Below are 14,176 nucleotides of genomic sequence, written 5' to 3'. Positions count from 1 at the left end.
CTAAGTTTCTAAGATATGAAAAAGCCGAATTACTTTGTAGACTGCACCCAAAAGTTTGGACAAATTTATAATTAAGTTTGATAATAATGAGCTCGATATTTTATCGGGCTCATTTTGTTTAAATTTGATTTAATTCTTTCGTTATTGTAATATATTATATACTTATTAATTTCTTTTTTTAATTGTTCTATTGATTTGAATTTTTGGGTATAAAACATTTCAGATTTTAATATTCCAAAGAAGTTTTCAATAATTGCATTATCTAGGCAGTTTCCTTTTCTTGACATGCTTTGTTTGATTCCTTTTTGTTTTAATAAAAGTTGGTAATGATTCATTTGATATTGCCAGCCTTGGTCTGAATGAAGTATTAAATTTGTATTATCTGGTATTTTTCTAAAGGCCTTTTTCAGCATCATAACCACTTGATTAAACACTGGTCTCTCTGTGAGTTCATAGCTGATTATTTCCTGATTAAATAAGTCAATTATTGGTGATAAATATAATTTGTTTCCAGCTACATTGAACTCTGTTATATCAGTTGCCCATTTTTGATTTGGAGCTTTTGCTTTAAAATTTCGTTCTAGTATATTTGGAGCTATTTTACCATTTTCACCTTTATAAGACTTATACTTTTTTACTCTAATAACACTTTTTAACCCTAATAGATTCATCAATCTAAGAACTGTTTTATGATTGATAACCAGTCCTCTGTTTTGTAATTCATCGGTTATTCTTCTGTAACCATAACGCCCTTTATGTCTGTGATAAATGACTTTAATCAACTCTTTAATTTCTTTATATTTATCAGGTGACTTACTTTGTTTTTGATGATAATAAAAACTGCTGCGTGCCATATTTGCAAGGTTCAAAAGTAATTCCAAACCAAATTTATGCCTTAATTCGTTTATGGCTTTGGATTTTTCCTGGCTTGAATTAAGGCTTGCAGCTTTTTTAGCAATTCATTCTCACAGCGAAGTCTTTCGTTTTCTTTTAGCAGTTCTTGCTCTCTTGTCAGGGGTTTCTCTGATTTACTTTTTTTGCCTTTATTATTACTCATCGATACGGGTCTGCCTCTTTGTTTTGGTTGTAATCCTACTAGTCCAAAGTTAGCAAAATCTTTTTTCCATTTTAAAACTATGGAAATATCGGGAATATTAAATCTTATACCAGTCTGCATTAAGGTAAGGGATTCCTTTTCTATGATATTGAGCACTTTTAGCTTAAATTCGGCTGAATAGCTTTGATTCATTCGTGACAATAAACCAATTTTACCATATGCCTTATAAAAACTGACCCACTTACGAATATTCCATCTTGCAGTCTTTTTTAATTTTGAAACATATCCATCTGAATAATGCTTCTTTAAAACCAATTCTACACATTCTAACTTAAATGCATAGTCATACCTTGCTTTTCTTTCCATAAAAAATGCCCCAAATAGTGTCTAACTTTTTGGGGCATGTTCATTGTAATTCGGCTTTTTTTTTGGTGGTATTTTTTTGAAAAAGGTTCAAAGGTACTAAGGTTCTGAGGTTCAAAGGTTTTTAAAAACGGTTCTATCCCGAAGCTTCGGGACTGAGTCGCTAAGTTTTTTAAAGAAAGACAAAATAAAAACTTTACAATCTTTTTGGATAAAGCTTTGCGACCTTTGCGTATCCCGATAGCTATCGGGACTGCGTACTTTGCGGTTAAAAAAACTTTGCGGTTAAATTGCGGTTAAAAAACTTTGCGTTTAATCTTTACTATGCGCAGCGGTTTTTCTCGAAATAAAATTAGTTACTACTAACTGAAATATCGAGCCAAAGAATTTTGTAACCTTATTATGTGTGGTTCCTACCAATATGCGTTTGGATAAATATCCTGCGCCAATACTAAAGATAGATTGAAGTAAATTACTTTTTATATCGATACCGCTATTAATTTCCTCTAAGGTATCTTTTATTATATTCAGCGGTTTTAAATGCTCTTTTAGGTCATGAAATTTATCTTTTAAATCAATCCATTCGGCTTCTTGCTGATTTTTTAATTGCAAAATCATCTGATTTAAATCATCGGTTGCGTTATTGGTTTTCATGATGAATTATTTTAAAATTAATTTCAAATCATTTAACTCCTGTTTTTTAATAAAAGCGAAATTATGATGTTTCCTATTGGTTTCTTAATCCATTTATTCTGATTTTTATACAGTACGATTGCAAGAATTAAATAAGCAAATGCTAGTACAAAAAAGCCATAATAATATTCGCCAAGGAGCTGGCCAATTAATAAACTAAGTCCAATGTTGAGGAATAAACTAAAAAAAACAACAACAACAGCAACAATAATTTGTGATGTTAGGGATGATAGTACATCGGCGGATACAGATACCGATTTAAGCTTGAATAGTTCAAAGCTTGTTTTGGTATAATTTTCGGCCTTATCAAAAAGTGTATCTGTTGTTGTTGTCGTTTTAGTTTCCATCTGATTGTGTTTGCTTATTAAATAAAATCACACTTCTTCTTAATTAGTTACGTGCTCAATTCCGTCGCTTACTTCGGCTTTGGCATTATTGTATTTGGCTTTTCCTTGATTCATAAGATCTTTTCCAGTACTTACGATATTATCTAATTTGCCTTTAAATTCGTCTTTGTAATCTTTGCTTTTGTCAGCTATTTTTTGTCTCGTTTTTGATCCTTTATCTGGTGCAAACAATACTCCTAATAATGCTCCTGCTGCTGCAGCTCCGATAATTCCTAAAATGGTGTTACTAGTTTTCATAATATTTGTATTTAGTGTTTAATAATATAACTTGTTTCTAAACTTCTTTACCTTTAATCAATCTGAATAATACTGCGATAATTGCAATAACCAATAAAATATGAATAATACTTCCCAGGCTATAAACAAAGAATCCCAGAGCCCACATAATGACTAAAATAACGGCGATGGTGTATAATAAATTCGACATGGCATATATATTTAAGGGTTAATAATGAAGAATGCTTAGTTTAATTTATACGCAACGTATAAGCTTAAATTGCTATTCTTGGCATCTGGAAAAGTGTAGTTGGTTCCTAAGAAACTGCGTTCTTTTCCTACGGTTGTTAATCCGTAATTATAACGTAATCCTATGCTAAGTGGGTCAAAGTCGACACCGACACCTGCTGATAATCCAGCATCAAATCGATTAAAATCATCGGCATTGATGTTTTCTTCAAAGTCAAAAGCAGTACCAGCACTAGATTCGTTTGTAACCTTTCCGTCGACCAAATAAGAGGCGTAACCACCTACATGTACATTGAAGTTTTGTGTTACTTTAAATTTTACTAATAAGGGAACTTCGATATAGTTAAGTCTAAAACGACCTACACCACTCACAAAATTGCTATTGTATTCTAGCTCTGCACCCTTGGTAGTATATAATATTTCGGGTTGTATGAAGATATTATCTGCAATAGGAAATGCAGCATAAACTCCGACGTTAAAACCATATATGGCATTTTTGTCATCGACTTCTCCAGAATAAAGGTTAGACATATTTGCTCCTCCTTTTATCCCGAATTCGGCATTTACGGGAGTGTTTTGGGCTTGTAATATTCCAAAAGAAGCTGAAATAAATAATGTCACGGCATGTAATAATTGGGCTTTGTTTTTCATAGTTTTAAAATTTTAGGGCTTATAAATTACGTTGTTGCTATTTTAAATAATCATGATTCTTTTTTTATCGCTTTTGCTGTGTCCAGAAAGCGGTATTGTGTTGGCAAATATTTAATCGATAATTTTATTATATCAGTATCATTGGTTTCTCTTGTTATCGATTTTAATAATTCAATCTGATCGCTTATAGATTCGATTATTAAATCTATGTATGCTTTATCAAAATCGGCCTTGGTTGCATCAATCAAAGAATATAAATCGTTATTAGTTTCCTTTTCGTCGGTGTTTATAATAATGATTAGCTTTTGATTGGCCATTCTGGCTATTTCATGAAGCAATTCATTCTGATTGGTTTCTATTTCACTGCTTAATTTTTTTATTTTATCCTCTTGACATTTTTGCTGTGCGATTTGGCTTTTTGATATTATAGCTTTACTAATATTAGCTGTAGCTATTAAAAAATAAGCATCAATTTCTTCTGAAGCCGTTTTGCTAAAAACTTCATTATCTGATGTTTTTTCAAGCGCTTCGTTTTTTTTGCATGAAAGCATTGTCGTCAGAATTAAAAAGACAAAAATTGCTCTAACAAGCAAAAATTTAGAGGGGAACAGTGGGTTAATTTTCACTTCATAAAAGTTTATATTACAAAGTTGCAACCTAAATACAATTAATACTTTACAGCATAAAAAAGAATCGTTATATAATTCCCATAATATGAATTATATAACGATAAAAGTTAGTTTTTTGAGGGGATTATTCGGGCAGAAAAATGGTAAAAATAGATCCTTTGCCCGGTGTACTGTCGGCAATGATATGACCTTTATGGTTTTCGACTATTTTTTTGCAAATAGCCAGACCTATTCCAGTTCCGGGATATTGATCTGTTTTAGAATGTAAACGCTGAAACAATACAAAAATGGTTTCTTTAAACTGAGGGTCAAATCCCATCCCGTTATCGGTAAACGTAATTTTGTAATATTTTTTTATAGATTGTTCTAGCAAATCAGGAAATTCTGTAGCATGAATTTTGGTACACGAAATATTGATTTTTGGTAAAACATCTGGTTGGTCATACTTTAAAGAATTGCTAATTAGGTTAATAAATAGCTGTTCTATTTGGTACGGAATAACATGCAGTTTAGGTAGTTTATCCGATAATATAATGGCGTTTTTCTCCTGAAGTACCTCTGTGAATTCTAGTTTTACTTTTTCGAGTAAGTCGTTTAAATTCGTTTTTAAGAATTCTTTCTTGGTAGTATTAGTTCTGGAAAACAACAATAAATCATCGATTAAAATACGCATTCTTTTAGCAGATACTCCAATCTTGTTGATGTATTCTCGCCCGCTTTCAGATAAAGCTGCTTTGTCGTTATCAGAAAATCTCGAAATAAAAGTTTGAATTTTACGAAGTGGTTCTTGCAAATCGTGACTCGCCACATGGTTAAAGGATGCTAGTTCCTTATTCGTTTTTTCTAGTTCTTTGTTACGTTCGTAAATTGCAATATTCTGAAAATGTTCTTCGGTAATGTCAAACGTTATTCCTAACATGATTTTACTTCCTTGCTCATCTATTAAAAGTTTACCAATAGACTTAAAGTATCTGATGTCGCCATTTTTTCGAATAATTCTATAGTATATAAGCGGAAGTTGTTTATTCTCGATAATCCCTTGCATTAGGTTTGAGAAAGCTTCTTTATCTTCGGGATGTACAAAATCCAGAAAGGTATCTTTTTCTGGAACAAAATAGTTTGGCGGATAGCCTAATAAGCGATATTGATTATCTGAGTAAACCATTTTATCGGTTCCTAAATCCCATTGCCAAGTGCTAAAAGCTCCAATTATTTCGGACTCAGCCATTAGTTTGCTAGAAATTAATAGCTTTTTGTTAAATACACGCAAGCGATCAATATCATTACTAATTTGTCTGTATGAAAGTAAAATAAGCGAAAGCGCTACCAGAAATAAGGATATGGTAAAGACAGGAGTTAATGAAATCTCGCTTTGGTATATTTTTTGTCTTTTTTGTAAGATGTCTTTTTCAAAATCATTCATTTCATCTATCTGAAAACGAATGTTTTCCATTACAATTCTTCCTCCAAACATACAGTTGTCGAGTTTCCTTTTGTCGTAGGTTTTTTCGTTGCTGTATTTTAATGAACCTTCAAGATAGGTATAACGCTGGATGATTAAATCGAATAGATTTTTAAGATTTTTTTGTTGCTTAGGATTGTCTGCCGTTAATTTCCTAAGTGCAATAAAGGATCGATTTACTTTATCGCGAGAAAATAGGTAAGGGGCAAGAAAACGGCTGTTTTTGGTTATTATATAACCTCTTTGTCCCGTTTCGGCATCTTTTACAAACGAAAGTAGTCGCTCTAATTGAATGTTTATTTCATAGGTATGCATCATTAACTTGCTAGAATTCTGCAAGTCACGATTGTGTTGATAGGATACCGATGAAATAAACAATAAAATAAATATCGATATTGCAAAAATAATCCTCAGCGCACGTGGGGAATTAAAATTGGGTATCAATTTCATCCGATTTTAATTATTTTAAGCGTAACAAAAATGTATCACGGTTTAAACCAGAAGTGTGATAATGCCAATTTAAAGTTACAACTTCATTAATAATCTTTTTTAGAGCATTAAAATTGCTTGGTTTTTTAATGTAAATATTTGCTCCTTGTATAAAAGTATCTTCAATATCTTCCTCTGATGAAGAAGTAGAGTAGATAGCAATTATAAGGTGTTTTAAATGATCTGTTTTTTTTATTTCCATCAAGCATTCTTTACCTGTTTTTTTAGGCATATTTAAATCCAGAAATAAAATATCGGGTAATATGGTATCAGGATGCATTAAGTGCTCCATCAACTCTATTCCGTCATGAGCAAATTGTACTTGTGTCTGTATTTTTACTTCTTCAAAGGCGTCTTTGAAAAAAAGGCGATCATCTTCATCATCATCTGCCAGTAAAATATGTAATGCGTTTTTTTGCATTTATAAATTCTTTATTTTAGGTTTTCGCGTCGTTTTTTTATGATTCTCTGAAAGGCCGAAGGAGTGATTCCTGTTGTGTTCTTAAATTGTGTGCTTAAATGCGCAACGCTAGAGTAATTGAGTAAAAATGCAATTTCGGTCAAGCTCATTTCATTTATAATAATGAGATGTTTGGCTCGTTCAATTTTTTGTAAAATGATAAAATTCTCAATAGACGAATAAGTAACTTCCGAAAATACGTTTGATAAGTATCCGTAACTATGATTTAATTTTTCGGCTAGATAAACAGAACTTTTTAAGTTGTTCCCGTTTTCATCCATAAAAACCATTTCTATAATAGCATCTTTTATTTTTTGTACTAAAACACTCTTCTGATTCTCTACAATTTCTAACCCAAAAGGCTCTAACTCATTCTTCATGCTATCCAATTCTTCGGATGTTAGGTTTTTGTCCAATTCAATTTCTCCAAAACCCAACGGTGTATAATTTATTTGGCGTTCGCCTAATTTCTGTTTCAGAAATTGGGTGCAAACTGTATTAATGTCAAACTTAATAAATAACTTCATCGTTTAAAAAATATTGCTAAAGATAGATAAAAAATTATTGCTAAGTAGTAATAAAATGAGCAGTAAAGTAAGTGTAGGGGAGTGATTGTTATTATTTTAGTAATTAACAAAAAAATACCGCCTAATATAAAATTAGACGGTACTAACTGAGTTAAAAAGAATTTACAAATCAGATTGATTTGATTCTCTACTTTTTTTGATTTCCCTAATTTTTGCTGAAGTCTTAAATAATAATTTCGACTTCCTCACTTCAGCAAACATCAAATCATCATCTGAAAATGTAGTGCGTAATATTTCAACTTTTCTTTATAGCCCGTTTTCTTTATTTTAATTTATTTACACTTCGAAAAGTATAGTATGTAAATGTACAAAATATTGAGAGTTAAATAGTTATATTAAAACGGGTATTTGTTGCAGAATTCCCATTTTAGTAAAAATTTAACTTAGATAACGTCTTAATATCCAGGACATTTTTTCGTGTTGTTCTAATAAACCAGTGATAAAATCGGCAGAACCAATATCATGATTTTCATTTTCGAAAGCAGGAATGTATTTTCTAAATTCAGTAATAACCTGTTCGTGATTTTCTAATAACTCACTTAGCATTTCTTTTTGCGACGGATACTTATTAGGAAACTCCTTTAATGTCGAGTTACCAATAAATTCTGTCATGGTTCCGATTGTTTTTTCGCCAAGCTGATTAATTCTTTCTGCTACTTCATCAATGATAGTTTCCAGAACACCATATTGATCCTCAAATAGTTTATGTAACTCCATAAAACTGTTTCCAGATATATTCCAATGAAATTTTCTTGTTTTTACATATAAGATCATTTCATTTGATAAAATTGAGGTTAAGATGTCGGCACTTTTCTTTAAATCTTTTGGAGCTATTCCTATATTGGGTTTCATGTAATTTACTTTAAACGTTGTTTTCCAAATTTAGTTTTAACAACAGCTTGACTTGTTACACAATTACCGCTCTGTTTTATAAGAATTCTATGTTTGCCGAAATTCGAATACCAATAATATTATTTGTAATTTTGCCGCACTAGCAAATTACAATATGACAACACAACAACTACACGAACAAATTCTTCAAAAAAAATCATTTTTATGCATCGGTTTAGATGTCGATTTAACCAAAATTCCACAACATCTTCTAGAAACCGAAGACCCAATTTTCGAATTCAATAAAGCAATAATTGATGCCACACACGATTTGGCAATTGCTTACAAACCCAATACAGCTTTTTATGAAGCTTACGGAATAAAAGGTTGGTTGTCGCTGCAAAAAACGATTAACTATATCAACGAGAAACATCCTGATATTTTTACAATTGCCGATGCCAAACGTGGCGATATTGGTAATACATCGAGCATGTATGCCAAAGCTTTCTTTGAGGATTTAAATTTTGATAGTGTAACAGTTGCACCTTATATGGGGAAAGATTCAGTAGAGCCTTTCTTAGCTTTCGAAAATAAGCACACTATAATGTTGGCGTTAACATCTAATGAAGGCGCATTCGATTTCCAGACTTTAATTACCAATGGTACCGAATTATACAAGCAAGTTCTGGAAACTTCTAAAACATGGAAAAATAGCGAAAACCTAATGTATGTTGTTGGAGCTACCAAAGCCGAATATTTTACTGAGATTCGTAAGATTGTACCCGATAGTTTTTTATTGGTTCCAGGAGTTGGCGCTCAAGGCGGAAACTTAGCAGAAGTATGCAAATACGGAATGAATGATAAAGTAGGATTACTTATTAATTCTTCTCGTGCTATTATTTATGCTTCTAAAGGAACTGATTTTGCTGATAAAGCAAGAGAAGAAGCTTTGAAAGTACAACAAGAAATGGAAGAGATTATGAGTTCAAAGGTTTAATTTTTTAACCGCAAAGAGCGCTAAGATTTACGCAAAGTCCGCAAAGCTTTGTGTTCTTTGCGTAACCCTTTGTAACCTTTGCGGTAAAACTCTCAAACTAGAGCAACTTTAAACTTTAAACAAATGAAAACCCTAATAGACCAAATCGGTACTTCACATTCTTTCGAAACTGCACCAAAACGAATTATTTCGCTTGTTCCTTCGCAAACCGAATTACTTTATGATTTAGGTCTCGAAGATAAAATCATCGGAATAACCAAGTTCTGTGTTCACCCATATCATTTTAAATCAACAAAGAAAATGGTTGGCGGAACGAAGAAAGTGCATTATGAGAAAATCCGATTATTGAATCCAGATATTATCATTTGTAATAAAGAAGAAAACACAAAGGAAATTGTCGAAAAATTATCAGAGATATGTCCGGTTTGGGTTACTAATATCTTGACTATCGAAGATAATTTTCAAATGATTACCGATTTCGGACAATTGTTTAATTGCCGTACCGAAGCTCAAAAGTGGAACGATAAATTAGCTTTTGGGTTGCAGGATTTTAAATCTTTTATAAAAGACAAGCCGTTTAAAAAAGCAGCTTATTTTATCTGGAAAAATCCTTTTATGGTTGCAGGTTCAGATAATTATATCAATGAGCTACTCAAGCTCAATCACTTCACAAACATATACCTTGATAAAGGACGTTATCCTGAAATAGAAATTAAGAAAATGCGTTTAGAGGGCGATCCAGATGTCGTTTTATTATCCTCCGAACCTTATCCTTTTAAAGAAGAAGATGCATTCGAGATTGGTCGATTTACACATCATGCCAAAACTGTTTTTGTCGATGGCGAAATGTTTTCTTGGTATGGAACACGTTTGCTAAAAGCATTCTCCTATTTTAAGCAAATGCACGAACGCCTGCAATAATATTTTTTTATAGAGAATTTCCATTAAAATAAAAGTGCTCCTAAAATCTCAATAGGAAGCATTGGTTTTTGTATGCTTTAAAATGTAGGAAATTATAAGGCAAAAAAAAGCCGACATCTAACAGATGCCGGCAATCATTTAACTAACCAAAACCAAAATAATAAATAACCAGTTTATTACATTGCAAAGATCAGACATAAGCCAATGTTATCCTGTTAAGGTTTTGTTATTACTTTGTTGTACATAAGTTAACTTTTTTTTGATTACTTTTAGGTAAATTAAAAATGTACTAATTTAAAACTTTTTAATAGTTTGTAGTTATCAGAATATAAAAACAATCAATTTTGTTTATACATACAAGTACGTTACCTTTGAATATAATCATTAAAATTTGTTACTTATGGAATCGAATGACAAACTTACCACGGCAACAGGAACGCCTGTACCAGACAATCAGAACATAATGACTGCAGGACCTCGAGGTCCGGTATTATTGCAGGATTTTTGGTTTTTAGAAAAAATGGCACATTTTGACCGAGAGGTAATCCCAGAAAGAAGAATGCACGCCAAAGGATCTGCAGCCTACGGAACATTTACCGTAACTCATGACATTACTAAATATACTAAAGCAGACATTTTTTCGGAAATTGGGAAAAAAACAGACATGTTTGTTCGTTTTTCTACAGTTGCTGGCGAAAGAGGCGCTGCCGATGCAGAAAGAGATATACGTGGTTTTGCCATGAAGTTCTACACCAATCAAGGAAACTGGGATTTAGTAGGAAACAATACGCCAGTATTCTTTTTCCGTGATCCAATGAAATTTCCTGATTTAAATCACGCCGTAAAACGTGACCCACAAACCAATTTAAGAAGCGCAGATAACAATTGGGATTTCTGGACATTACTTCCAGAAGCATTACATCAGGTAACAATTGTAATGAGTGATAGAGGTATTCCTAAATCATACCGTCAGATGCACGGATTCGGAAGCCACACTTTTAGTTTTATCAATGATAAAAACGAAAGACATTGGGTTAAGTTTCACTTTGTAACACAACAAGGAATTGAAAACTTATCCGATGAAGAAGCTGCAAAATTAGTTGGAGCAGATAGAGAAAGCCACCAAAGAGATTTATTTGATGCTATCGAAAGAAAAGATTTTCCAAAATGGAAATTGTCTGTGCAAATCATGACCGAGGAGCAAGCCAAAACCTATAAATATCATCCATTCGATTTAACCAAAGTTTGGTTAAAAGGAGATTTTCCACTTATTCCAGTTGGAGAGTTTGAATTAAACAGAAACCCAGATAACTATTTTGCCGAAGTAGAGCAAGCAGCTTTTAATCCAGCCAATATAGTTCCAGGAATAGGATATTCTCCAGACAAAATGTTACAAGCACGTTTATTCTCTTACGGAGATGCTCACCGTTACCGTTTAGGAGTTAATAATGCTCAGATTCCTGTAAATGCAGCAAAATGTCCAGTAAATAGTTTCCACAGAGATGGCGCAATGCGTGTAGATGGAAACTACGGAAGCAAAAAACATTATGAGCCAAATAGTTTTGGAAAATGGCAAGAACAACCAGAATTTAAAGAACCACCTTTATCAATTCACGGAGATGCGTATGCTCACAACTTTAGAGAAGACGATAACGATTATTTCTCTCAACCAAGAAAACTATTCCGCTTAATGACCGATGATAAAAAGCAATTTTTATTTAAGAATACTGCTGCACAAGTAGGAGGAGCGCAAAAGTTTATTCAGGTAAGACATATTCGTAATTGCTTTAAAGCCGATCCAGCTTATGGAGAAGGAGTTGCAAATGCATTAGGAATGACAATGGATGAAGTAAATAACTTTAGTGATCCAAGATTATTAATAGAAGTTAAATAAGTCTTTTTTAAGTTGCAAAGGTTCAGAGTTACAAAGGTTCAAAGAGCTTTAAAGAACGCTTAATCTTAGATTTTAAATAAAAAACCCGTCAGATTTTTAAAATCTGGCGGGTTTTTCGTTTTAAAGGTATTGAGGTACTAAGTTGCAAAGGTTTTTTAAAAAGGTACTAAGGTACTAAGGTTCTAAGTTACAAAGGTTCAAAGGTTTTTAAAAAGGGACTATCCCGAAGCTTCGGGACTAAGTTACAAAGGTTCAAATAATTAAAACTTTGCGACCTTTGCGTAAATCTTCGCGCACTTTGCGGTTAAACCCTTTTACGTTTAAACCAATTAAGAAAACACAACCGTTTTATTACTATAAACCATTGTTTTACGCTCAGCATGTAATTTTATGGCTCTTGCCAGAACAATGCGTTCCAGGTCACGCCCTTTCATAATAAAATCATCTACCGAATGTATGTGCGATACACGTGCAATATCCTGCTCGATAATCGGACCTTCATCTAGTTCCTCAGTTACATAATGACTTGTTGCCCCGATAATTTTCACCCCTCTTTTAAAAGCTGAATGATACGGTTTTGCTCCAGGAAACGCGGGTAAGAATGAATGATGTATATTAATAATTTTATTTTCGTAAAGCGCAATCAGACTAGGTGTGATAATTTGCATGTAGCGCGCCAGAACAATAAAATTTATATCGTATTTTTTTAATAATGCAATTTGTTGTTTTTCGCCTTCTTCCTTAGTGTCTTTTGTAAAAGGAACACAATGAAACGGAATATCAAAACGTTCGGCAATCGATCTTAAATCATTATGATTGCTTATAATTACCGGAATTTCTACCCCCAGTTCATCAGCACTATAACGTCCTAAAATATCAAACAAACAATGATCGTATTTAGAAACAAATAAAGCCATTTTAGGTTTTTGTTCCTGATTGTATAATTGCCATGACATCTGGAAATCGGTTGCGATAGTAGTACTAAAGTCGGTTTTTATATCTTCAATACCAATATTACGATTAGTAAGTTCGCATTCCAATCGCATAAAGAATACATTTTGCTCCACATCTACATGTTGGTCAATGTAAGTAATGTTTCCTTCAACTTTTAGGATAAAATTGGTTACAGCCGCAATAATACCTTTTTGGTCCTTGCAGTGAATAAGAAAAGTTATTTTTTGCATTTTATTTTTTGGTTAATCGGTTAGCTGTTTATTTGTTTAATTGCTTAATCGTTTTTTTTAATCGGTTAGCTGCATATATTATATTCAGTTTTTTCAATTAAACAAAAAACGATTAAACGGTTAAACGTAAAATTACTTCTTATCCTGCAAAGCAAAAACACTTTTTAATAAAGGCGTAGTTCTTTCGCTTATATCAGTTCTAATGCCTTTTTCTTCTACAGCAATCATTTTAAAAACTCCAGCAAGAGCTTGGTTAGTAGTATAATCTGTTAAGTCAGGATTTACTTTTTTAACAAGCGGGATACTATTGTATTTAGCAATAATGTTCGACCAGATTACGTCGGCACCAACTTTACTAAAAGAGTTTTTAATAACAGGATTAAACTTGCTGTATAAAGCTGTAGTAGTGCTAGATTGTAAATAAGTTGTTGCAGCATTCTCATTGCCTAACAAAATAGATTTAGCATCGTTAAAAGACATGTTTTTTACAGCCGAAACAAATATAGGAGTAGCTTCTTTTACAGCATCTTCAGCAGCACGGTTCAATACTTTGATACCTTCATCAGCCAGTGACGAAAGACCAATTTTTCTTAAAGTAGCATCTACTTTTTGCAATTCGGCAGGCATAAGAATTTTAACTGCTTCATTTTTATAAAACCCATCGGTAGCTGTTAATTTTGTTACTTGTTTAGATATTCCTTTATCCAAAGCTTCTTTTAAGCCCGATGCAATATCTGCGCCGCCGCCCAAAGTTTGTATTTGCGAAGATAATTCATTTAAATTTTTCGGTATTTTTATTTGTGCACAAGCAGTTAGAGAAAATGTCAACGCAAGGAGTAAAATCTTTTTCATTAAATATTAGTTTTATAAGTTTCAAAAATACTACTTATTCAAAAACAAAGCCACAATTTTATTTTAGGAGCAGAAACATTTTGTTTTATTAGTAACAATGTTCCCGCTGTACACTATATCCGCGCCAAAAAGAGCGCGGGATGCCGTTTCCATCGGGGCTAGATTAGGAAAAATAGTTTGTATTAGGAGAGAATTTAAGATGTGAGAGAATAGAAGCAAGATGATAGAGGCAAG

General features: G+C 32.6%; 17 protein-coding genes. 3 read left to right on the top strand and 14 right to left on the bottom strand.

The window, feature by feature from the left end; translation table 11 throughout:
• Positions 1–71 precede the first annotated feature (71 nt).
• The 12 genes from AC3IPI_RS22925 to AC3IPI_RS22870 all read right to left on the bottom strand — a co-directional run bounded on the left by AC3IPI_RS22925 (position 72) and on the right by AC3IPI_RS22870 (position 8,115).
• On the bottom strand, positions 72–908 hold the full coding sequence (locus AC3IPI_RS22925) for an IS3 family transposase (protein WP_489159212.1): 837 nt from the start codon (positions 906–908) through the stop codon (positions 72–74).
• Positions 905–1,423 (bottom strand): transposase, encoded by a 519-nt coding sequence (locus AC3IPI_RS22920; protein ID WP_489153903.1) that lies wholly within the window; start codon positions 1,421–1,423, stop codon positions 905–907. Before AC3IPI_RS22920 ends, AC3IPI_RS22925 begins: the two co-directional genes overlap by 4 nt.
• Positions 1,424–1,732: 309 nt before the next feature.
• On the bottom strand, positions 1,733–2,074 hold the full coding sequence (locus tag AC3IPI_RS22915; protein ID WP_039111111.1) for a hypothetical protein: 342 nt from the start codon (positions 2,072–2,074) through the stop codon (positions 1,733–1,735).
• 32 nt (positions 2,075–2,106) lie between these two features.
• The gene (locus AC3IPI_RS22910; RefSeq protein ID WP_039111110.1) at positions 2,107–2,460 is read right to left on the bottom strand and encodes a hypothetical protein; all 354 of its coding nucleotides are present in this window, start codon (positions 2,458–2,460) and stop codon (positions 2,107–2,109) included.
• Between the two features lie 39 nt (positions 2,461–2,499).
• Positions 2,500–2,757, bottom strand: coding sequence for a YtxH domain-containing protein (locus AC3IPI_RS22905; protein ID WP_039111109.1), 258 nt, complete (start codon positions 2,755–2,757; stop codon positions 2,500–2,502).
• Positions 2,758–2,794: 37 nt separating this feature from the next.
• Positions 2,795–2,947, bottom strand: coding sequence for a lmo0937 family membrane protein (locus AC3IPI_RS22900; RefSeq protein ID WP_117590099.1), 153 nt, complete (start codon positions 2,945–2,947; stop codon positions 2,795–2,797).
• Positions 2,948–2,982: 35 nt separating this feature from the next.
• Complete coding sequence (locus AC3IPI_RS22895) at positions 2,983–3,636, bottom strand: porin family protein (RefSeq protein WP_489155999.1); 654 nt, start codon at positions 3,634–3,636, stop codon at positions 2,983–2,985.
• Between the two features lie 50 nt (positions 3,637–3,686).
• Positions 3,687–4,187: a DUF4142 domain-containing protein gene (locus AC3IPI_RS22890; RefSeq protein WP_489155997.1), complete on the bottom strand. Its 501-nt coding sequence runs from the start codon at positions 4,185–4,187 to the stop codon at positions 3,687–3,689.
• Between the two features lie 202 nt (positions 4,188–4,389).
• Positions 4,390–6,177, bottom strand: a complete 1,788-nt coding sequence (locus AC3IPI_RS22885) for a CHASE3 domain-containing protein (RefSeq protein ID WP_489155995.1) — start codon at positions 6,175–6,177, stop codon at positions 4,390–4,392.
• A gap of 10 nt (positions 6,178–6,187) precedes the next feature.
• Positions 6,188–6,637, bottom strand: a complete 450-nt coding sequence (locus tag AC3IPI_RS22880) for a response regulator (RefSeq protein WP_039111106.1) — start codon at positions 6,635–6,637, stop codon at positions 6,188–6,190.
• 11 nt (positions 6,638–6,648) lie between these two features.
• Entirely contained in the window at positions 6,649–7,203 is a 555-nt protein-coding gene (locus AC3IPI_RS22875; RefSeq protein WP_039111105.1) for a helix-turn-helix domain-containing protein, read from the bottom strand.
• A 438-nt stretch (positions 7,204–7,641) separates the two neighbouring features.
• Positions 7,642–8,115: a Dps family protein gene (locus AC3IPI_RS22870; RefSeq protein ID WP_039111104.1), complete on the bottom strand. Its 474-nt coding sequence runs from the start codon at positions 8,113–8,115 to the stop codon at positions 7,642–7,644.
• A 154-nt stretch (positions 8,116–8,269) separates the two neighbouring features.
• On the opposite strand from AC3IPI_RS22870, the gene pyrF reads away from it, so the two are divergent.
• The 3 genes from pyrF to AC3IPI_RS22855 all read left to right on the top strand — a co-directional run bounded on the left by pyrF (position 8,270) and on the right by AC3IPI_RS22855 (position 11,906).
• Positions 8,270–9,091 carry an orotidine-5'-phosphate decarboxylase gene (gene pyrF, locus AC3IPI_RS22865; RefSeq protein WP_039111103.1) on the top strand — a complete coding sequence of 274 codons (822 nt, stop codon included), beginning with the start codon at positions 8,270–8,272 and terminating at the stop codon, positions 9,089–9,091.
• Between the two features lie 123 nt (positions 9,092–9,214).
• The gene (locus tag AC3IPI_RS22860; protein WP_489155991.1) at positions 9,215–10,012 is read left to right on the top strand and encodes an ABC transporter substrate-binding protein; all 798 of its coding nucleotides are present in this window, start codon (positions 9,215–9,217) and stop codon (positions 10,010–10,012) included.
• A 400-nt stretch (positions 10,013–10,412) separates the two neighbouring features.
• Complete coding sequence (locus AC3IPI_RS22855) at positions 10,413–11,906, top strand: catalase (RefSeq protein ID WP_489155989.1); 1,494 nt, start codon at positions 10,413–10,415, stop codon at positions 11,904–11,906.
• Between the two features lie 329 nt (positions 11,907–12,235).
• On the opposite strand, the gene purU is transcribed toward AC3IPI_RS22855, so the two are convergent.
• Together purU and AC3IPI_RS22845 are read right to left on the bottom strand one after the other, a co-directional pair.
• On the bottom strand, positions 12,236–13,090 hold the full coding sequence (gene purU, locus AC3IPI_RS22850; protein ID WP_039111100.1) for a formyltetrahydrofolate deformylase: 855 nt from the start codon (positions 13,088–13,090) through the stop codon (positions 12,236–12,238).
• A 132-nt stretch (positions 13,091–13,222) separates the two neighbouring features.
• The gene (locus AC3IPI_RS22845; protein WP_086894586.1) at positions 13,223–13,942 is read right to left on the bottom strand and encodes a DUF4197 domain-containing protein; all 720 of its coding nucleotides are present in this window, start codon (positions 13,940–13,942) and stop codon (positions 13,223–13,225) included.
• Between the last annotated feature and the right edge of the window lie 234 nt (positions 13,943–14,176).

It is taken from the genome of Flavobacterium sp. GL_143 (genome assembly GCF_057834355.1).
This window is presented reverse-complemented; position numbering and strand designations above follow the sequence as displayed.

Coding starts and splice junctions, on each gene's coding strand:
- AC3IPI_RS22920 (WP_489153903.1), bottom strand. CDS start 1,423: ATGGAAAGAAAAGCAAGGTATGACTATGCATTTAAGTTAGAATGTGTA.
- AC3IPI_RS22890 (WP_489155997.1), bottom strand. CDS start 4,187: ATGCTTTCATGCAAAAAAAACGAAGCGCTTGAAAAAACATCAGATAAT.
- AC3IPI_RS22860 (WP_489155991.1), top strand. CDS start 9,215: ATGAAAACCCTAATAGACCAAATCGGTACTTCACATTCTTTCGAAACT.
- AC3IPI_RS22910 (WP_039111110.1), bottom strand. CDS start 2,460: ATGGAAACTAAAACGACAACAACAACAGATACACTTTTTGATAAGGCC.
- AC3IPI_RS22900 (WP_117590099.1), bottom strand. CDS start 2,947: ATGTCGAATTTATTATACACCATCGCCGTTATTTTAGTCATTATGTGG.
- AC3IPI_RS22875 (WP_039111105.1), bottom strand. CDS start 7,203: ATGAAGTTATTTATTAAGTTTGACATTAATACAGTTTGCACCCAATTT.
- pyrF (WP_039111103.1), top strand. CDS start 8,270: ATGACAACACAACAACTACACGAACAAATTCTTCAAAAAAAATCATTT.
- purU (WP_039111100.1), bottom strand. CDS start 13,090: ATGCAAAAAATAACTTTTCTTATTCACTGCAAGGACCAAAAAGGTATT.
- AC3IPI_RS22845 (WP_086894586.1), bottom strand. CDS start 13,942: ATGAAAAAGATTTTACTCCTTGCGTTGACATTTTCTCTAACTGCTTGT.
- AC3IPI_RS22855 (WP_489155989.1), top strand. CDS start 10,413: ATGGAATCGAATGACAAACTTACCACGGCAACAGGAACGCCTGTACCA.
- AC3IPI_RS22915 (WP_039111111.1), bottom strand. CDS start 2,074: ATGAAAACCAATAACGCAACCGATGATTTAAATCAGATGATTTTGCAA.
- AC3IPI_RS22880 (WP_039111106.1), bottom strand. CDS start 6,637: ATGCAAAAAAACGCATTACATATTTTACTGGCAGATGATGATGAAGAT.
- AC3IPI_RS22885 (WP_489155995.1), bottom strand. CDS start 6,177: ATGAAATTGATACCCAATTTTAATTCCCCACGTGCGCTGAGGATTATT.
- AC3IPI_RS22870 (WP_039111104.1), bottom strand. CDS start 8,115: ATGAAACCCAATATAGGAATAGCTCCAAAAGATTTAAAGAAAAGTGCC.
- AC3IPI_RS22905 (WP_039111109.1), bottom strand. CDS start 2,757: ATGAAAACTAGTAACACCATTTTAGGAATTATCGGAGCTGCAGCAGCA.
- AC3IPI_RS22895 (WP_489155999.1), bottom strand. CDS start 3,636: ATGAAAAACAAAGCCCAATTATTACATGCCGTGACATTATTTATTTCA.